This is a genomic window from Leptospira sanjuanensis, assembly GCF_022267325.1.
Taxonomy (GTDB): Bacteria; Spirochaetota; Leptospiria; order Leptospirales; family Leptospiraceae; genus Leptospira; species Leptospira sanjuanensis.
Window position 1 is genome coordinate 474,299 of record NZ_JAIZBG010000001.1, and the last position, 15,088, is coordinate 489,386.

Below are 15,088 nucleotides of genomic sequence, written 5' to 3' on the forward strand. Positions count from 1 at the left end.
TCGATCGAAACCTTTAGAATCGTTTGTGTTAGGTGGGATGGGATCGGGACTTGAATCCGATTGGAGTTCGGTACGATTTTTTTAGAACGAAAGAAAAGACGAATCGAAGTAAGAAAGCGGCGAAGATCAGAATCTCGGAGTGACTGGATTCGAACCAGCGACCCCTTCCCCCCCAGAGAAGTGCGCTACCACTGCGCTACACCCCGATTCTTTACTATACAGTAATGATTTCCGAAAAGGTTCTTCTGTAAACTTAAAAAACGCAAGAGGTCAGCAGAGAAAATCGGGACAGATGAACCAGATGATCTGTCCGTCTAAAAATTTTTCTCTGGGAACGTTGACAGCGAGAGCGGAACCGGGAGAAAAAAGAAAACTCTTACCCACGCCCGTGATTCCCAAAAGTTTTTCGGCAAAGATGGAAACGTCCGGACTATGTCCTACCAAAAGAATCGTATCCGAGTTCGAGTATTCGCGGATCATGGGACAAACGCGGGACATGTCGTTTCCCGCTTCCAAATAATCCAACGATTCGGTTTCCTGTTCGGGATGAAGAATGTCCGTATAAATTTTTGCGGTGTCCTTGGTTCTTTCGTAAGGACTATGATAGATCTTTGTGATTTTGAAACCGGTCTTGAGAAAATTCGCCATCTTCCGTACGTCGGCTTCTCCCTTCTGAGTGAGAAGTCTTGAACGATCGGTTCCATCGGGAGAAGTCGTTTCCGCTTCCCCATGTCTAGCAATAATAATCTTCATGTTTCCCAGAGGATTGACAGGGAATGATTCCCGAAAATCATTGATCCTTCTCTAGTTGGAACTTTCGTCTGCGGAAAAGGTCCAACGTTTTTATATTCTGAAAGCTTATCCCGAAGATCGGATTCTTTTTATAAAGTTCCGCGTTACGACCTATCCCTTACGGAGGATCGGATTCGTCTTTGGGACGATTTTAGAAAAGGCTCTGATTCCAAGGAAAAGCGCATGTCCGAATTTGCAATTGAAATCGATTCGATTCGAAAAAAATACAAGGAACAAAATGCTCTCAGAGGCGTCTCCTTTCGAGTTCCCCAAGGTTCTGTCTTCGGGCTCTTAGGTCCGAACGGCGCCGGAAAGACGAGCTTGGTTCGAATCCTCATGGGATTCTCCAAACAAACCGAAGGAAGCTTTCGTCTATTTGGACTTCCGTTTTCACCCCATTTGCGGAAAAGAATCGGTTACCTTCCTGAAAAAGTATCCATCCCGGGTTTTCTAACGGGAGAAGAATTCTTAACCTTCTCCGCAAAGTTAGCCGGAATTAAAAACGCTTCCATCCGGGAAAAGTCTAAGTTCCTTTTGGAAAAGACGGGAATCGCTGACGCCGCCGATAAAAAAGTTTCCGGCTATTCCAAAGGAATGCTGCAGCGCCTCGGACTCGCGTCTGCTTTGATCGGCGATCCCGAACTTTTGATCTTGGACGAACCCGGTTCCGGTTTGGACCCGAAGGGTTACATCGATTTCCGCGAAACTCTTGTCGAAGAAAACAAAAACAAGGGCACAACCGTATTATTAAATTCTCATAGACTTTTGGAAGTGGAGAAGGTCTGTCACGAAATCGGAATTCTCAACTTGGGAACTCTCGCCGCGCTCGGACCTCTCGAATCCTTGAAGGAAGGTAAGAATCGGATTCTTCTGAAAGTGGAATCGGTAACTCCCGAATTGGATTCATATATCCGTAAAATTTCCTCCGAACAAAAAGTTACGGAGAATCAGATCGAGTTTCTTCCGCAGAACGGAATCGATCTGAAACGAATTCCCGCGGAACTCGTGGACTTAGGAGCGAACATCTTGAAATACGAAAGAACCGTCGAATCTCTTGAAGAGGTTTTCTTAAGAGTCACCGGAGGAAACGATGAATAATTTCCTCTTCCAATTTCAGGATCAGTTTCCGAAAATCTTTTCGATCGCGTTTCTGACTTTGCGCGAAACTCTCCGTAAACGAATCGTATATTTTATTTTTATAATATCCGCTTTGTTCCTGTTTCTGAATTTCACGTGTCAGATTCAGATCGGCGGTCAGGATCAATCCGGAAATCCCGATTTTCAGATCTACATCGTCTTTTTGTTTTTCGCGTTTTGGAACACGGTTCTCGCATTGTTTCTCCCGATTTCCCTTTTGGGAGAAGAGTTGGAAAACAAAACCTATATTCCGATTCTTTCCAGACCGGTTTCCCCTTTGACATACGTCTGCGGAAAATCCTTGGGAGTTCTCGCACTCATTTTCGCGAACGGCGTTTTTTTGATCGGAACGTATCTCGTAAAACAGCAATTCGGCGGAGGCGCGCTTTCCTGGGATCTCTTAAAGGCCTGTCTTACGATGTTTTTCGTTTTTTACTTTCTGATTCTTTTCGGATTCGTGGGAGTTCTCGGCTTCGGTAAGAACGCTGCGTTTTTCGGAGGTCTTGCGCTTTTGCTTTTTACGACCTTTTTGGATTTGTTCATCTACGAATCGGCGGCTGCGAGTATGGTGCAAACCTCGGATTTGAAAAAACAAATTCTCGAGATTTTCTATTGGATTCTCCCGCAGGAAGGAACGGTGTTCTTTTATTCGAGTTCACTTCTTGCCAAAAGTCTTTCTCAGGTTCATTACTACGGAGAATATTCTCTGATTCAAATCGGCGTTTGGATTCTTCTGAGTTTCGTTTTAGCAAAAGTTATTCTGGACAGGAAAGAACTCTAAACGAAAAGTACCGGTTGACAAAACTTTAAAGAGTCATAATTCTACCTTGGGTCGGCGTATGCCGGCTCGGGTTGGTATTGGAAATCGGTACATGAAGATTCAATGGTTTCACTATGAAAAGGAGGGATACTTTCTCTCCGTCAAAAATCTGAACGAACCGATCGAATCGCTCAATCCTCTTTATCTCAGAATCACCCACCTCAACCGAAACATCGACAAGATCATCAGCTTTCTGCTGGATCGTTATCTTCAATATCTCGATATCACTCCGCTCCGCGAATGTATCTTTTCCATTTTGAGAGAAACGATCATGAACGCGGTCAAAGCCAACCAGAAGCGGGTCGTTTTTAAGGAAGCCGGTTTGGATATCAACGATCCGGGGCAATACGCGACCGGAATGGAGAAGTTCAAAGAGGAACTGATCTCCAAAAAGGATCTTTATACGGACCTTCTCGAACGGAACGGATTGCATGTTCTCATTACTTTCGGTTTTAATCAGAATAGTTTTCTTCTAAAAGTCACGAACAACGTGAGTATTCTTCCGGAAGAGGATCAAAGGGTTCGGGAAAGAATTTCGAAAGCGCACACATACAACGATCTTTCCGAAATTTTCGAAAATCACGGGGACGAATCCGAAGGCGCCGGGCTCGGACTTGCGATGTCGCTTTTGATGTTGAAAAACGAAGGGATAGAAGGCGATTCGTATCGGATCAAATCGGAGGAAGGGGTCACGTCGGCGTATATCAAAATTCCTTTCGGTTTTAAAAAGAGAAACATCAATCTTCAGAAAACCGGTGAAATACTTTCCGAAGTGGATACGCTTCCCACCTTTCCGGACAACGTAAATCAGATCATGAGTCTGATCAACAAACCCGATTCTTCCATTCAGAACATCACCGAGCTGGTGGGTCGGGACGTATCATTATCTACGAATATTCTAAAATTAGCGAATTCGGCTTCGTTTTCACAGAGAACCCGCGTCGAAAGTTTGGAAGACGCGATCAAGGTGATCGGTTTGTCCGAGTTGAACAGCATTCTTTTGAGTCTCGGAACAAAAAAGATTCTCGAGGAACGCTACAAAGAGTTCGAAGCGATTTGGGAACGTTCCAGTTTATCCGCGTTCATCTGCAGACGTCTCGGGGAAAGAATGGGCTGGAAAAAACAGACGATCACAGTTCTGGTCTGTGCGGCGCTTTTGCACGACGTGGGCCGAGTGATTCTTCTTTCTTTGGAACCCGAGATTTCGGCGAAAATATCCGAGATATTAGGGAATCGATCCTTTCCTTCTCCGTTGACCTTGGAGGAAGCCGCATTAGGAATTTCGCATACGACTCTCGGAGGAATGATCTGCGAGAAATGGAATTTTTCGGATACGATCCGAGTCTCCGCGGAAATGCATCACAGGCCGCTTTTGGTCAAAAAGGAATTTCAAGACGCGGTGTTTTCGATTTACCTTTCCGATATGATCATCGACATATCGCAGGGACTCGCCGACTTTTCGCTGATTCAGACAGTAGTGCTTCAGCATTTCGGTTTTAAAAAGGAACCCGAGTTCGCCGAGTTCATGGAAACAATCCTTCAGGAATACAAGGATTTCAATAAGAAGTCCTGAAGTTGCGTAAGCCAGACAAGCGCGGCCGTTTCGGCGTTTACGATCCAGGAAAACTGCGTTGCCGCGCGGTTTCCGGCGATTCTCGATTAAATCAGATTCAAAATTCTTGATATATAGACCGATAGAAATTCGGCCGCCTTATGAAATTCCCGCGCCTGCAATTCTTCGGGACGTTTGTCTAAATCGATCCCCGCTTTTTCCAAAGCCTGAAAACATTCCAAGCGAAACGATTCCTCCGAAAAAAATTTGGACGTATGCACTTCGTTCGACAGAGACGCGATCGGCGCGTCTCGAAAGGAAGAAGCGAGTTTTTTTCTTTTTCCCCAAAAGGCGGTTCTGCAAAGACATTCCAGCGCGATAAAACCGAATTCGTTCGGAAACACGGAAGCGGCTTTGAATTCTAAGATGGAAGAATCCACGTTCGGTCTCGGATAAAACGCTCCGGCTTTGATATCCTTTTTCAAACTCCAGTTTCCGTACGCGGAAAGATAAAATCGGATCGAAGAAGGTTCGTTGGAAATTCGTTTGGCGAATTCTTTTTGAACCAAGAACGCCGCACCTTTGAGTCCTTTCAGATTTTTTACGGCGCTTAACGTAAGTTCGGAAGAGATGTAGTAGGGGAGATTTCCGAAAAGATAAACAGACTCGCGGGAAAATTCGGGAAGAAAATCGAGCGCGTCTCCTTCCCTAAGTTCGAACTCGGGAAGATATTCCCGAAGCCAGCTTGCATAAACGGGATCGATTTCAAAGAGAGTCACCGGTTTTTGAAATTCCAAAAGACCGTGCGAAATCGCGCCAAGCCCCGGACCGATTTCCAAGATTCGATCGATGCGCGCAACGAGGTCGGAACTCAGACAGGAAAGAATGGCTTTGATCGCGTTGGGATCGATTAGAAAGTTCTGACCCCATTTTTTCAAGGGCGCGGAGGATTTTGACTCCAGAAATTTCCGGATCTCAGAAACTTTCCGAAATGGGTATTCTCTGGAGCTCATCTTTTTCCAGAAACACCCAACTCTCCGAAAGCCCAAGCAGTTTTCGGTTTTGATTCCAGACTTCCGCCTTGTCTTTGCTGCCGAAAGGAGTTTCCAAAAGAATCCAACCTCGACCCGTTTTCGTTTTTTGGGAAAGCGCAAACAAAGAATCCTTTTTCGTATGAAAGAATACGATTTTGGATTCGTTCCGAAGTGAAATTTCTCGAATCGGTTCCGACCTTTGAAGAGGAAAGCGACTCGCTGCGATCCACGGTTCCGGGTTTTGTCCAGCGTATAGGATCGGTGTTTTAGAAAGGTTCTTCAAACAAGAGAAAGCCCAAATCAAACAGGATTCGTCTTCCACAAAAACGCGGTTCAAGGGAGAATCTTTTTGCGATTCGCAAAAATTCTTTTTGGTTTTTTGAAACGCTTTTGAAATCGTCTTGAATCCGTATTTGCATTTTCCCGAAAAGAAAAGAGAATCTCCGCTTCGTAGGATAAGGAAGAATCGATTGTAAATGAGTTTCGTTTCGTTTGGAAACAAGTCCGAGGATCGATACAACAGAACATGAAGCGCGATTGTAAAAAGGATAAACGAGCCGCAAAGAATCGAATCGATCCTCTTTGGGGAAAGGAATCTTTTTTTCGAAAACGATTCTTTTGAAAGCCGGGATCGGAAAGAAAATTCAGAATTTCGAATGTTATTATTCGCATCCGTTTTTAAACGAAGTTTTTCCGGAAGCCAAGCAAAAGCGAACACACCGATACAGAGTAAAACCCAACCGGACATTCCGATCGCCGCCGCGTCCCCCATTTCCCTGTAAAAACCCAAAGGTTCGGAAAGACGTTCCGAAAGATACGCGAGAATAAATATTAAGAATTCCGTAATGGACCAAAGCGGTTCGTTTAACAACGGGACGGCGGTTTCCTGAACGCAGATGGAAAGATATAGAATCGGAAGAAGAATTCCCGCCAAAGGAACCACGAGCAGATTGAGTAGGATGGAACCGAAACTGAAAGAACCGAACGCAGATAATAAAACCGGCATGGTTCCGAGTCCGGCGGAAAAAGAGATCGATAGATTCTCCTTAAAAAAGGAGGAAATCCGATTCTCATCCGAAAGAAAGCGGAATAAGATCCGGATCGGATTCGAAAAAAGGAATATACCCGTTACGGCTCCGAAAGAAAGAGAAAAGGAAACCGAATAAAATCGGAACGGGTCCGCGATCCATACGATCCACGCCGAACCGAGGAGCAGATCGATCGGACGGAGTTTCCGGTAGAACAATCCTTGAAGCAGAAGCATTCCCGCAAAGATCCAAGCTCTTGTGAGAGAAACGGGATAACCTAGGGCGGAAAGATAAAGAAATCCGGTCAAAAGCGGAAGGATTCTCGGCAAACGATGGCCGAAGCTCGGAATTAAATTGAGAAGTCGAAATTGAACTCCCATCAGAATTCCAAGGTGTAAACCCGAGGCGGCGAACAAATGAAGAATTCCTCCTTCTTTCGCTTTCTCTTTGAAATCTTTGGAAAGTTGTTTCGCTTCTCCGAAAAGCAAACCGAGTGCGATTCGTTGGGCTTTTTTTTCCAAAGCGGCTTGTTTTAAATCGAATAGAACTCGTTCCCGAAATCGTTCTTGGAAAATCTTTTCGGGTTCTCCGAAAAGATTCTTTTTCGGAACGGGCAGAAATGTGTTTTTCGGAAAATGTGAGGGCTGAAATCTTTCGGGATAGAAAGATGTCGCGGCCAAAAGAAAGAATATTCCAAAAAAAAAATATTCGGATATTTGAAATCGTTTTTCGAAAAACCCGCTTAATGAAAATGTGATGAGGACGATTCCGATCCAAAGGATTGCGGTTCCCGGAAAAAGCAAATCGAGTACGATTCCGGTTAGTGTTCCTAGGGAAAATTTCGAGAATGCGGAGCAGGGCACCCAGTCGAGGAGATGTTTTTTCATACCCGATACGGTTCTTGAAGCCGCCGCCCGGGTTTTCGTTTCGTAAAAAAATGGAAAGCCGCGGGCTTTTAAAAACGATACATTCCGAGAGCGGAACGCACTTGATCCAAAACCGCTACGATCGTCTTTTGCGCCTTTTCTTTCCCTTTTTTGAGAGCTTCTTCCGCATAGGATTTGTCTGCGCCGATCTTTTCGCGTTCTTTTCGATACGGAGCGAAGTAATCCAGCGTATCCTGCAAAAGCTGTTTTTTTAAATCCCCGTATCCGGTCCCCGGAGTCAGAAACTTTTGTTTCAGGGCTTCTCTTCCCTGCGCGTCGAGAAAAAGGGAATGAATTGCGTAGATATGACTTTTGGAAGGATCCTTCGCTTCGTCGACTCCTGCGGAATCGGTCATAATTGACATTATGGATTTCTTAAGTTCTTTTTCGGAATCGAAGAAGTTGATCGTATTGCCGTACGACTTGGACATTTTTTGTCCGTCCGTTCCCGGCACGAGCGCGGTCGCTTCGTCGATTTCCGGTTCGGGAACTTTAAAAACGGGGCCGACTTCGCGGTTGAAGCTCGAAGCGATATCTCTCGCGTATTCCAAATGTTGTTTCTGATCCTTTCCGACGGGAACTCGATCGCTGTTAAAACCGAGAATATCCGCGGCCATCAAAACGGGATAAAAGAAAAGACCGCCTCTCGGATGAAATCCTTTCGCGACCTTGTCCTTGAAAGAATGCGCAAGTTCGAGCTGATTTACGCTGATCGAATGACTGAGATACCATGTGAGTTCGGTCACTTCGGGAACGGAAGATTGCAACCAAAACGTGCAACGATCGGGATCGATTCCAAGCGCTAAAAAATCACAGACTGCGTTGTACGTATTTTCCCTTTGTTTCTCTTTTGAGGAGAAGGTGGTCAAAGAATGTAGATCCGCAACGAAACAAAATAAGTCCGTCGTTTCCTGATATTCTTTGAGTTTTCGAATGACGGAAAAAAAATTTCCTAAGTGAAGTTTGCCGGAGGGCTGGACTCCTGTAAGAATCCTCATGCTTCCTCCATCCTTGTCGTTTCGTAGGCTTTACCGGCAAGCCTTTCGTATTCTTTCATCAATGAGCCGAGTTCCGAGTCTATTTTTTTGTGCAATGTAAGTTTGGTGATCGTGAATTTGTCCTTGTAGATCACGGCGTAGTTGTACAGAAGTTTTGCCATTTCCAAGAAAACGAAATCGAGAGTCTTTCCATTCAATCGATTTCCCGAAACAACGGTCGAGTCGCAGTACGGAATGAATCTATGAAGAATTTTGATTTCTTCGATCACCTTTTCTTTGGAAACCAAAACCCGCTCGTTCAACTTCCCGGAAGATTCGTATTGTTTAGCGAGGAGATGATTCTCCACGATGATGTTGATCTTTTCCGCAAACTTGCCCATAAACGCGGCGGCGTCCCCGAGAAGTTTTAAAAGATTCTGAGTGATCTGATCTTCGACTCCGGCCGTTGAAGTCGTATGTTCGTTGTAAGTCGCAAAGCTGTATTGAAAGCTCGGATACTTTTTGTTGAACGCGTCCAAAAGACGAAGCAGGTTGTTGATCTGTTCGATGTCGTTTTTGAAAAGACCGGGTAGCATGATGATGACGTCGCGGCTTTGATTCTTCGTTCCCACTTTTACGGTTCCTTCGAGAATCGGAGCGTAGGAAGCCTGAAAGTCGCGCAACAGAAGATACATCAGTTTGTGAGGAGTTCCCTTAAAGGAAGACTTGATCGAAGCCGACTGCATGTTTTCAGGAACGTGGTTTTCGAAGTAGTCGTCCACGATCAAATTCAGGAAGTCGAAGTTCATTCTCCCTTTATCGTCGATCCGGAAATAACGTTCTCTCAGATTCTGCAGTTCTTCCTTACGGTTGAGTCTGGTTTGAATGTCGTCCGCAAGACGGATCAAAGTCGTTTCCACTTCCTTGATGATGTCGGACGAACCTTGAAACTTCGTTTCGTTGATGGGAGGAACGTTGAGCTGCTGAACGATTTCTTCCCAAGTGATCATGCGTTTGGTCGCGACGATGTGGAACGCGCGGATCGCATCGGACATTTTCGGTCTTCCGTTTTCGAGATTGAGTCCGTAGGAGAGTCCGGCCATGATCTGAGGCATTTTCGGAACCAGCTTCTCGTCCTTGCGGATCAGTTCCGGTACCTGGGTCATGATGATGTCTTTGGAATCCTCTCGGCTCAGATGTCTTGCATAATAAAGTTCTAATTTAGTCGCGCGGTTCAAGAAGATTTCGGGAGAAATCTGATCGATAAACAAACTGTCCAACGAGATGATGCTGTTGAGAAGTTTATTAAAATTTAATACGACATTGTATACGAGAGGTTTCCAATATCTCCAGCCTTGTTGTTCGCAGAAACGCAAGGCCTGTATCGTCGCGATGATCTGATCTTCCTTCAGAAATTTGAAAAGGTTCTGAACGCCCGGGGCGATCTGTAGTTTTCTTCCTAAAAATCCTACGTCGATGGTTCCCGATTCTTTCGCAAATTTGTTGATGGCGGGATTTCCGCCGAAGAGGTTCGCTAAAAAGCCGATGCTCGCTCCGCCGGACGAAGAAGATTCGGTTCTGCGCGCGGGTTTGGCCGCTGTTTTCGCCGAAGCGGTGGAACGATCGGAACCGCCTCTTTTGGATCGGTCCTCTTCGTCGGGCTTTTTCGTATCGTCCTGTTTTTTCTTCTCGAACTCTTCGTCGACCTTCTTCATCAAATCGATACGAATGAAGATATCGTTCGACTTCTGAATGACTTCGTCGATTTGCTCCTGATGTTCGGGGCTTCTCTGTTTTCTATAGAGATCCGCGAAGATCTTGTGGGCGTCGGTCCTTGAGTTGAGAGACAAGAGAGATTATTCCTTTTCGTTCAGAGGGTTTTCAACGATCTGCGCGCTGGAGGGAGCGCTGAAGTTAAACAAAGAAGCGGAAAGACCTACGTTCGTTTGAACGCCTGAAAAGCTGATCGAAGTGTATTCTCCGGATCCTCTGTGTTTCATTCTCAATGATTTCGGTGTGTTATCGGGGTTCATGGTTACTACGATTTCTTCGTACGATTTCGTAGGAGATTTCAAACGGATCGATCCTCCGACTTGAGAGACTTCTTCGTAGCCGCTTAACAATCCGAAAACTCCGCCGGATGTTCCGCGAAGATCTTGTTTACCTACGATCGCTCTTGCTGGAGAATAAAACCAAAGAAATCTTCCGTTGGAAGACACAACTCTGCCGTCCGAGAATTTGACGTGTAAATAGTTCGGTTTCTTATAGGAAAGTGTTCCGGAAATTTCGTTATTGATCGTTACGCTCGCTCTGAGGGAGGAAATTTCTCCCATTCTTCCTAAGAGAGCGTTGAGTCTGTCTCGTCCAGGGTCCCCTGAAACAGAAATGCCGCAGATCATGATCAGAGCTGCGGCACCCGGGAGGATTCTCCTGATTTTCAAAAATGCCATAGTTTCAAACTATGGGCGAAGGTTGATTATCCAAGTACTTTTTTTGAATAAAAACTCATGCTCAACTCCCTCTAACGCAATTTCGCTCTCTGAACTCAATATCTCGCTTCCTAAGGGGCGCTCGATAGATCGCGAAATTCTCAATTCTGAGAATAACCAAAAATTACGCTCCGCTATTTTTGGTTTATTTCGCTCTCTACGGATCGCGAAATAGGGCGTTTCGCAGGTTGATTATCCAAGTACTTTTTTGAACTCAGCAGTCACCGCAGGAACAACCTCGAACAGGTCGCCTACGATTCCGTAAGTCGCAACCTTGAAGATCGGAGCGTCTCCGTCTTTGTTGATTGCTACGATATACTTGGAAGATCCCATTCCCGCTAAGTGCTGAATCGCGCCGGAAATTCCGCAAGCGATGTAGCAGTTTGGAGAAACGGTTTTTCCGGTTTGTCCAACTTGGTGAGAGTGAGAAATCCAACCGGCATCCACAGCCGCGCGAGAAGCTCCGAGAGCCGCTCCGAGTGTGTCCGCAAGTTCTTGAAGAATCGGCCAGTTTTCCGGTCCTTTGATTCCGCGTCCGCCGGAAACGATGATGGAAGCCTCGGTCAACTGAACCTTAGAACCACCGCTCAGGTCGGTAGAAACGATTTTTACTTTCGCGTCGCCAGCAGATGGAGAAGCAGCTTCCACAGCGCCCGCTCCGGCTTTCTGAGTGATTTCTTGAGAGTTCGGACGAACTGTAAAAACTTGAATCGCGCTTGTAACTTTGAAGTTCGCGTACGCTTTTCCGGAATAGATCGGCTTTTTCGCTACAACCTTTCCTCCGTCAACGGAGAATCCCACGACGTCCGCGATGATTCCCGCTCCGACCTTAACGGCAACACGAGGAGAATAATCTTTTCCTTGAGAAGTGTGTGGAAGAAGAACTACCGCAGGGTTTTGCGCTTTCACAACTTCCGCAACGATGGTGGAATAAGTTTCCGCGTTGTATTCTCCGGAGTTAACGGTTACGATCGTGTCCGCTCCGACTGCAGCCAATTCAGGAGCGTGTTTTTCAACTCCGCTTCCGATAAGAAGAGCTACAACTTTTCCTCCGATAGAATCAGCGATTTTTCTACCTGCAGAAGTGATTTCTCTGGAGATTTTTTTCAGTTCTCCGTCTTTCAATTCGCCAACAATTAATACGTTGCTCACTGGTGTTCTCCTTATATAACCTTAGCTTCTTCTCTGAGAGCTTTAACGAGTTGAGATGCGAAACCGTTCGCGTCAGCAGCTTCCAGTTTTCTACCTGGAATTCTTGGCGGAGGAGGTTCGAGTCCTACAACTTCGATTTTGCTAGCAGGGCTTCCGAGATCCGCAGCGGATTTCGTTTCAACCGGCTTTTTCTTAGCTGTCATGATTCCTTTGAGAGAAGGATAACGAGGTTCGTTCAGTCCTTTTTGTGCCGTAAGAGCCACAGGAGTGGAAGTTTCAACGGTTTGAGTTCCGCCTTCTACTTCTTTCGTAGCTTTTACTGCGGTTCCGTTGATTTCAAGGCTAACCGCGAACGCAACGTGAGGAATGGAAAGAAGTTCCGCAACTTGAACCACAACTTGAGAAGAATCCGTATCGATGGATTGTCTTCCTCCGATGATTACGTCCGCGTTTTCCGCTTTCGCGAAGTTTGCGATGAGTTCTGCGGTGTTGTTCGTGTCGAAAGGAACGTAGTTGTCAACCTTGATGTGAACCGCACGGTCTGCGCCCATAGCGTAAGCGGTTCTAAGAGCTTCTACGACTCTGTCCGGTCCAAGGGAAACGGCGATTACTTCTCCGCCGTGTTTTTCGCGCAGTCTGATCCCTTCCTCGATAGCAAATTCATCATAGGGAGAGATAATCCATTTGATTCCGGCTTCGTTGATGGATTTATCCCCTACTTTAATACTGGTTTCGGTGTCAGGTACCTGTTTCACTAATACGATGATTTTCATTAAATGGGTACTCCAAAAAAATTAGTGCTGTTAAACACAAAAATCTTGTGTCTATGTCGTGCAAACCACTTTTTCAACAGGTTTAAGCGGCTTCGTCGGTCGAAAGCAGATATTTCAACCAGTAGTAGGTCCAGATCATAAATCCGATTACGATCAGAACGTTTGCGTCCGTCTTTAGGAAAAACGCAAGTCCCCAAAAGAGGGGCAAAAGCATCCAGGCACAAAGAGACAGAAGCAGAAAAAGCGATTCTTTTTGAAAGGGAGAATTCAGAGCGTCTTGGAATCCGGAACGAATCGAGGACAATCGGAACGGATTTCCTGAGTTTCCTTTTTGAGCCCCGCTCTTATAATATAGAAATAAAAAAAGTCCACAAAGGATTGTCAAAATGAGAGCGTAGATCATAAGATAGTTTTTGGAAAACAAAGATTCTCTGTCGAGCTGTTTTAGTCGTGGGGAAGAGGATATTAGAGAAGAGGACAACATGAGAGCTATACTTGAAAAACCGAATGATTTATACAACCCGACCGAGAACCATCTCGCTCTTCGGGAGAACGTGGCGAAATTCGCAAAAGAGAACATGGATACGCAGGCGAAAGAGAATGACGATCATGAAACGTTCAATCTTCCTTTGTTTAAACGATTGGGTGCCGAACTGGGACTTTTCGGAGTAACGGTTCCGGAAGAAGACGGCGGAATGGGATTGGATGCGGTCGCTGCGGTGATCATCCACGAGGAAATGTCCGCTTACGATCCTGGATTTATGCTCTCGTATCTGGCTCACGAAGTTCTATTCGTAAACAATTTCTATCACAGCGCGAATCCCGCGCAAAGAGCCAAGTATCTTTCCAAAGTGATTTCGGGAGAATGGATCGGCGGAATGGGGATGACCGAACCCGGAGCGGGAACGGACGTGCTCGGAATGAGAACGATCGCCGTGAAAAAGGGCGACAAATACGTGTTAAACGGATCCAAACAGTACATCACCAACGGAAACACGGGAAGCGTATTCTTAGTTTATGCGAAGATGAATAAGGATTCCAAAAAGATGACCTCCTTTATCGTGGAGAGCGCTTTTCCGGGATTCAGCGTGGGTAAAAAAGAAGAGAAGATGGGAATGCGTTCTTCTCCGACCACGCAACTTATATTCGAAGATTGTGAAGTTCCTGCGGAAAATTTAGTCGGTCAGGAAGACGGGGCTCTCGTTCACATGATGAGAAACCTCGAAATCGAACGCGTGACCCTTGCCGCTCAATCCTTGGGAATCGCGAAACGTTGCGTGGACATCATGGCGGACTATACGATCCGACATAGAGAAGCGTTCGGGAAAAAACTCGCGGAGTTCGGACAAATCCAAAGACTTCTCGCGGAATCCTATGCCGATTATCAAGCCGCTCGCGCGCTTGTGTATCAAGTTGCAAGCGGAATCAACCCGGATAGCCGGAATTCTCTCGGAGCCGCTTCCGCGAAATTGGTCGCGACTCAAATGGCAGAACGAGTGTCTCGGAACGCGATCCAAGCCCTCGGCGGTTACGGATATTGCAGAGAATATCCGGTGGAACGACTTCATAGGGATTCGATTCTTCTTTCCATCGGCGGGGGAACCAACGAAGCGATGCAGAAGAATATCGTAGCCGACTTGAAAAAAATCTACGAAGGAACTCCTTGAGTCGAAAGAACATTCAACTTACGGAAAAACTGGAGGAATACATCTTCCGGAATTCCGTAAGGGAGCCGGACTCTTTTCGAAGATTGCGGGAGGAGACCGGCAAACTGGCTCAGGCCAACATGCAAATCAGCCCGGAAGAAGGGCAGTTCCTCCACATTCTCACCAAACTCAGCGGCGCCAAACGAATCATCGAAATCGGAACGTTTACCGGTTATTCCTCGTTGTGTTTCGCATCGGCGCTGCCGGAGGACGGAAAAATTCTTTGTTGCGATATCAGCGAAGAATGGACAAAGATAGCCCGCAAATACTGGAAAGAGAACGGTCTTGAATCCAAGGTCCGTTTGAAGATCGGATCTGCATTAGAAACTTTGCAAGTGTTGATCGATTCGAAATCGTTTCCGGAATGGGCGTCCGATTTTTCGTTCGGCCCGTCTTCGATCGATTTGGTGTTTTTGGATGCGGACAAGGAGAATTATCCGAACTATTATCCGTTGATTCTTAAACTTCTCAAACCCGGCGGGTTGTTGATCGTGGACAACGTCCTTTGGGACGGAAGCGTCGCGGATGAGACGCATCAGGAAATTTCCACAATTGGAATTCGCAAACTCAACGAAATGATTCACAAAGACGATTCGGTGGACGTAAGTTTGGTTCCGATCGCGGACGGGGTTTCGCTTGTGCGGAAGAAGTGAACGGAATTACCCCGAATTTTTTTAATGTTTTGCGATGCGCTTACTAATT

At 46.0% G+C, this 15,088-nt stretch carries 14 protein-coding genes and 1 tRNA gene; 5 read left to right on the forward strand and 10 right to left on the reverse strand.

Annotated elements, in window-relative coordinates:
• Positions 1–134 precede the first annotated feature (134 nt).
• Together LFX25_RS02265 and sixA are read right to left on the reverse strand one after the other, a co-directional pair.
• Positions 135–206, reverse strand: a tRNA-Pro gene (locus tag LFX25_RS02265).
• Between the two features lie 64 nt (positions 207–270).
• On the reverse strand, positions 271–753 hold the full coding sequence (gene sixA, locus LFX25_RS02270; protein WP_238728685.1) for a phosphohistidine phosphatase SixA: 483 nt from the start codon (positions 751–753) through the stop codon (positions 271–273).
• Between the two features lie 222 nt (positions 754–975).
• Here sixA and LFX25_RS02275 point away from each other — a divergent pair, with 222 nt between their 5' ends.
• The 3 genes from LFX25_RS02275 to LFX25_RS02285 all read left to right on the forward strand — a co-directional run bounded on the left by LFX25_RS02275 (position 976) and on the right by LFX25_RS02285 (position 4,322).
• Positions 976–1,890, forward strand: coding sequence for an ABC transporter ATP-binding protein (locus LFX25_RS02275; protein WP_238728686.1), 915 nt, complete (start codon positions 976–978; stop codon positions 1,888–1,890).
• Positions 1,883–2,710, forward strand: coding sequence for an ABC transporter permease (locus LFX25_RS02280; RefSeq protein ID WP_238728687.1), 828 nt, complete (start codon positions 1,883–1,885; stop codon positions 2,708–2,710). The genes LFX25_RS02275 and LFX25_RS02280 overlap by 8 nt, the downstream gene beginning before the upstream one ends.
• Positions 2,711–2,801: 91 nt before the next feature.
• On the forward strand, positions 2,802–4,322 hold the full coding sequence (locus tag LFX25_RS02285; RefSeq protein WP_238728688.1) for an HDOD domain-containing protein: 1,521 nt from the start codon (positions 2,802–2,804) through the stop codon (positions 4,320–4,322).
• Between the two features lie 86 nt (positions 4,323–4,408).
• Here LFX25_RS02285 and rsmA read toward each other — a convergent pair whose 3' ends face one another.
• The 8 genes from rsmA to LFX25_RS02325 all read right to left on the reverse strand — a co-directional run bounded on the left by rsmA (position 4,409) and on the right by LFX25_RS02325 (position 13,164).
• The gene (gene rsmA, locus LFX25_RS02290) at positions 4,409–5,314 is read right to left on the reverse strand and encodes a 16S rRNA (adenine(1518)-N(6)/adenine(1519)-N(6))-dimethyltransferase RsmA (protein ID WP_238728689.1); all 906 of its coding nucleotides are present in this window, start codon (positions 5,312–5,314) and stop codon (positions 4,409–4,411) included.
• Positions 5,277–7,250, reverse strand: a complete 1,974-nt coding sequence (locus tag LFX25_RS02295; RefSeq protein WP_238728690.1) for a ComEC/Rec2 family competence protein — start codon at positions 7,248–7,250, stop codon at positions 5,277–5,279. The genes rsmA and LFX25_RS02295 overlap by 38 nt, the downstream gene beginning before the upstream one ends.
• Positions 7,251–7,318: 68 nt before the next feature.
• A complete protein-coding gene (gene trpS, locus LFX25_RS02300) occupies positions 7,319–8,287 on the reverse strand; it encodes a tryptophan--tRNA ligase (RefSeq protein WP_238728691.1) in 969 nt (322 codons plus the stop codon).
• Complete coding sequence (locus tag LFX25_RS02305; RefSeq protein WP_238728692.1) at positions 8,284–10,116, reverse strand: hypothetical protein; 1,833 nt, start codon at positions 10,114–10,116, stop codon at positions 8,284–8,286. The genes trpS and LFX25_RS02305 overlap by 4 nt, the downstream gene beginning before the upstream one ends.
• 6 nt (positions 10,117–10,122) lie before the next feature.
• Positions 10,123–10,716: a LolA family protein gene (locus LFX25_RS02310; RefSeq protein ID WP_238728693.1), complete on the reverse strand. Its 594-nt coding sequence runs from the start codon at positions 10,714–10,716 to the stop codon at positions 10,123–10,125.
• A 231-nt stretch (positions 10,717–10,947) separates the two neighbouring features.
• Entirely contained in the window at positions 10,948–11,907 is a 960-nt protein-coding gene (locus LFX25_RS02315; protein WP_238728694.1) for an electron transfer flavoprotein subunit alpha/FixB family protein, read from the reverse strand.
• Between the two features lie 11 nt (positions 11,908–11,918).
• Positions 11,919–12,680, reverse strand: coding sequence for an electron transfer flavoprotein subunit beta/FixA family protein (locus LFX25_RS02320; RefSeq protein WP_118954076.1), 762 nt, complete (start codon positions 12,678–12,680; stop codon positions 11,919–11,921).
• 82 nt (positions 12,681–12,762) lie between these two features.
• Positions 12,763–13,164 (reverse strand): LIC10362 family protein, encoded by a 402-nt coding sequence (locus LFX25_RS02325; protein WP_406600471.1) that lies wholly within the window; start codon positions 13,162–13,164, stop codon positions 12,763–12,765.
• Between LFX25_RS02325 and LFX25_RS02330 the strand changes: the two genes are divergently transcribed.
• Both LFX25_RS02330 and LFX25_RS02335 read left to right on the forward strand, forming a co-directional pair.
• Positions 13,163–14,347 carry an acyl-CoA dehydrogenase family protein gene (locus LFX25_RS02330; protein WP_238728695.1) on the forward strand — a complete coding sequence of 395 codons (1,185 nt, stop codon included), beginning with the start codon at positions 13,163–13,165 and terminating at the stop codon, positions 14,345–14,347. The two genes, LFX25_RS02325 and LFX25_RS02330, sit on opposite strands and share 2 nt — an antisense overlap.
• Positions 14,344–15,039 (forward strand): O-methyltransferase, encoded by a 696-nt coding sequence (locus tag LFX25_RS02335; protein WP_238728696.1) that lies wholly within the window; start codon positions 14,344–14,346, stop codon positions 15,037–15,039. The genes LFX25_RS02330 and LFX25_RS02335 overlap by 4 nt, the downstream gene beginning before the upstream one ends.
• Positions 15,040–15,088: the final 49 nt, after the last annotated feature.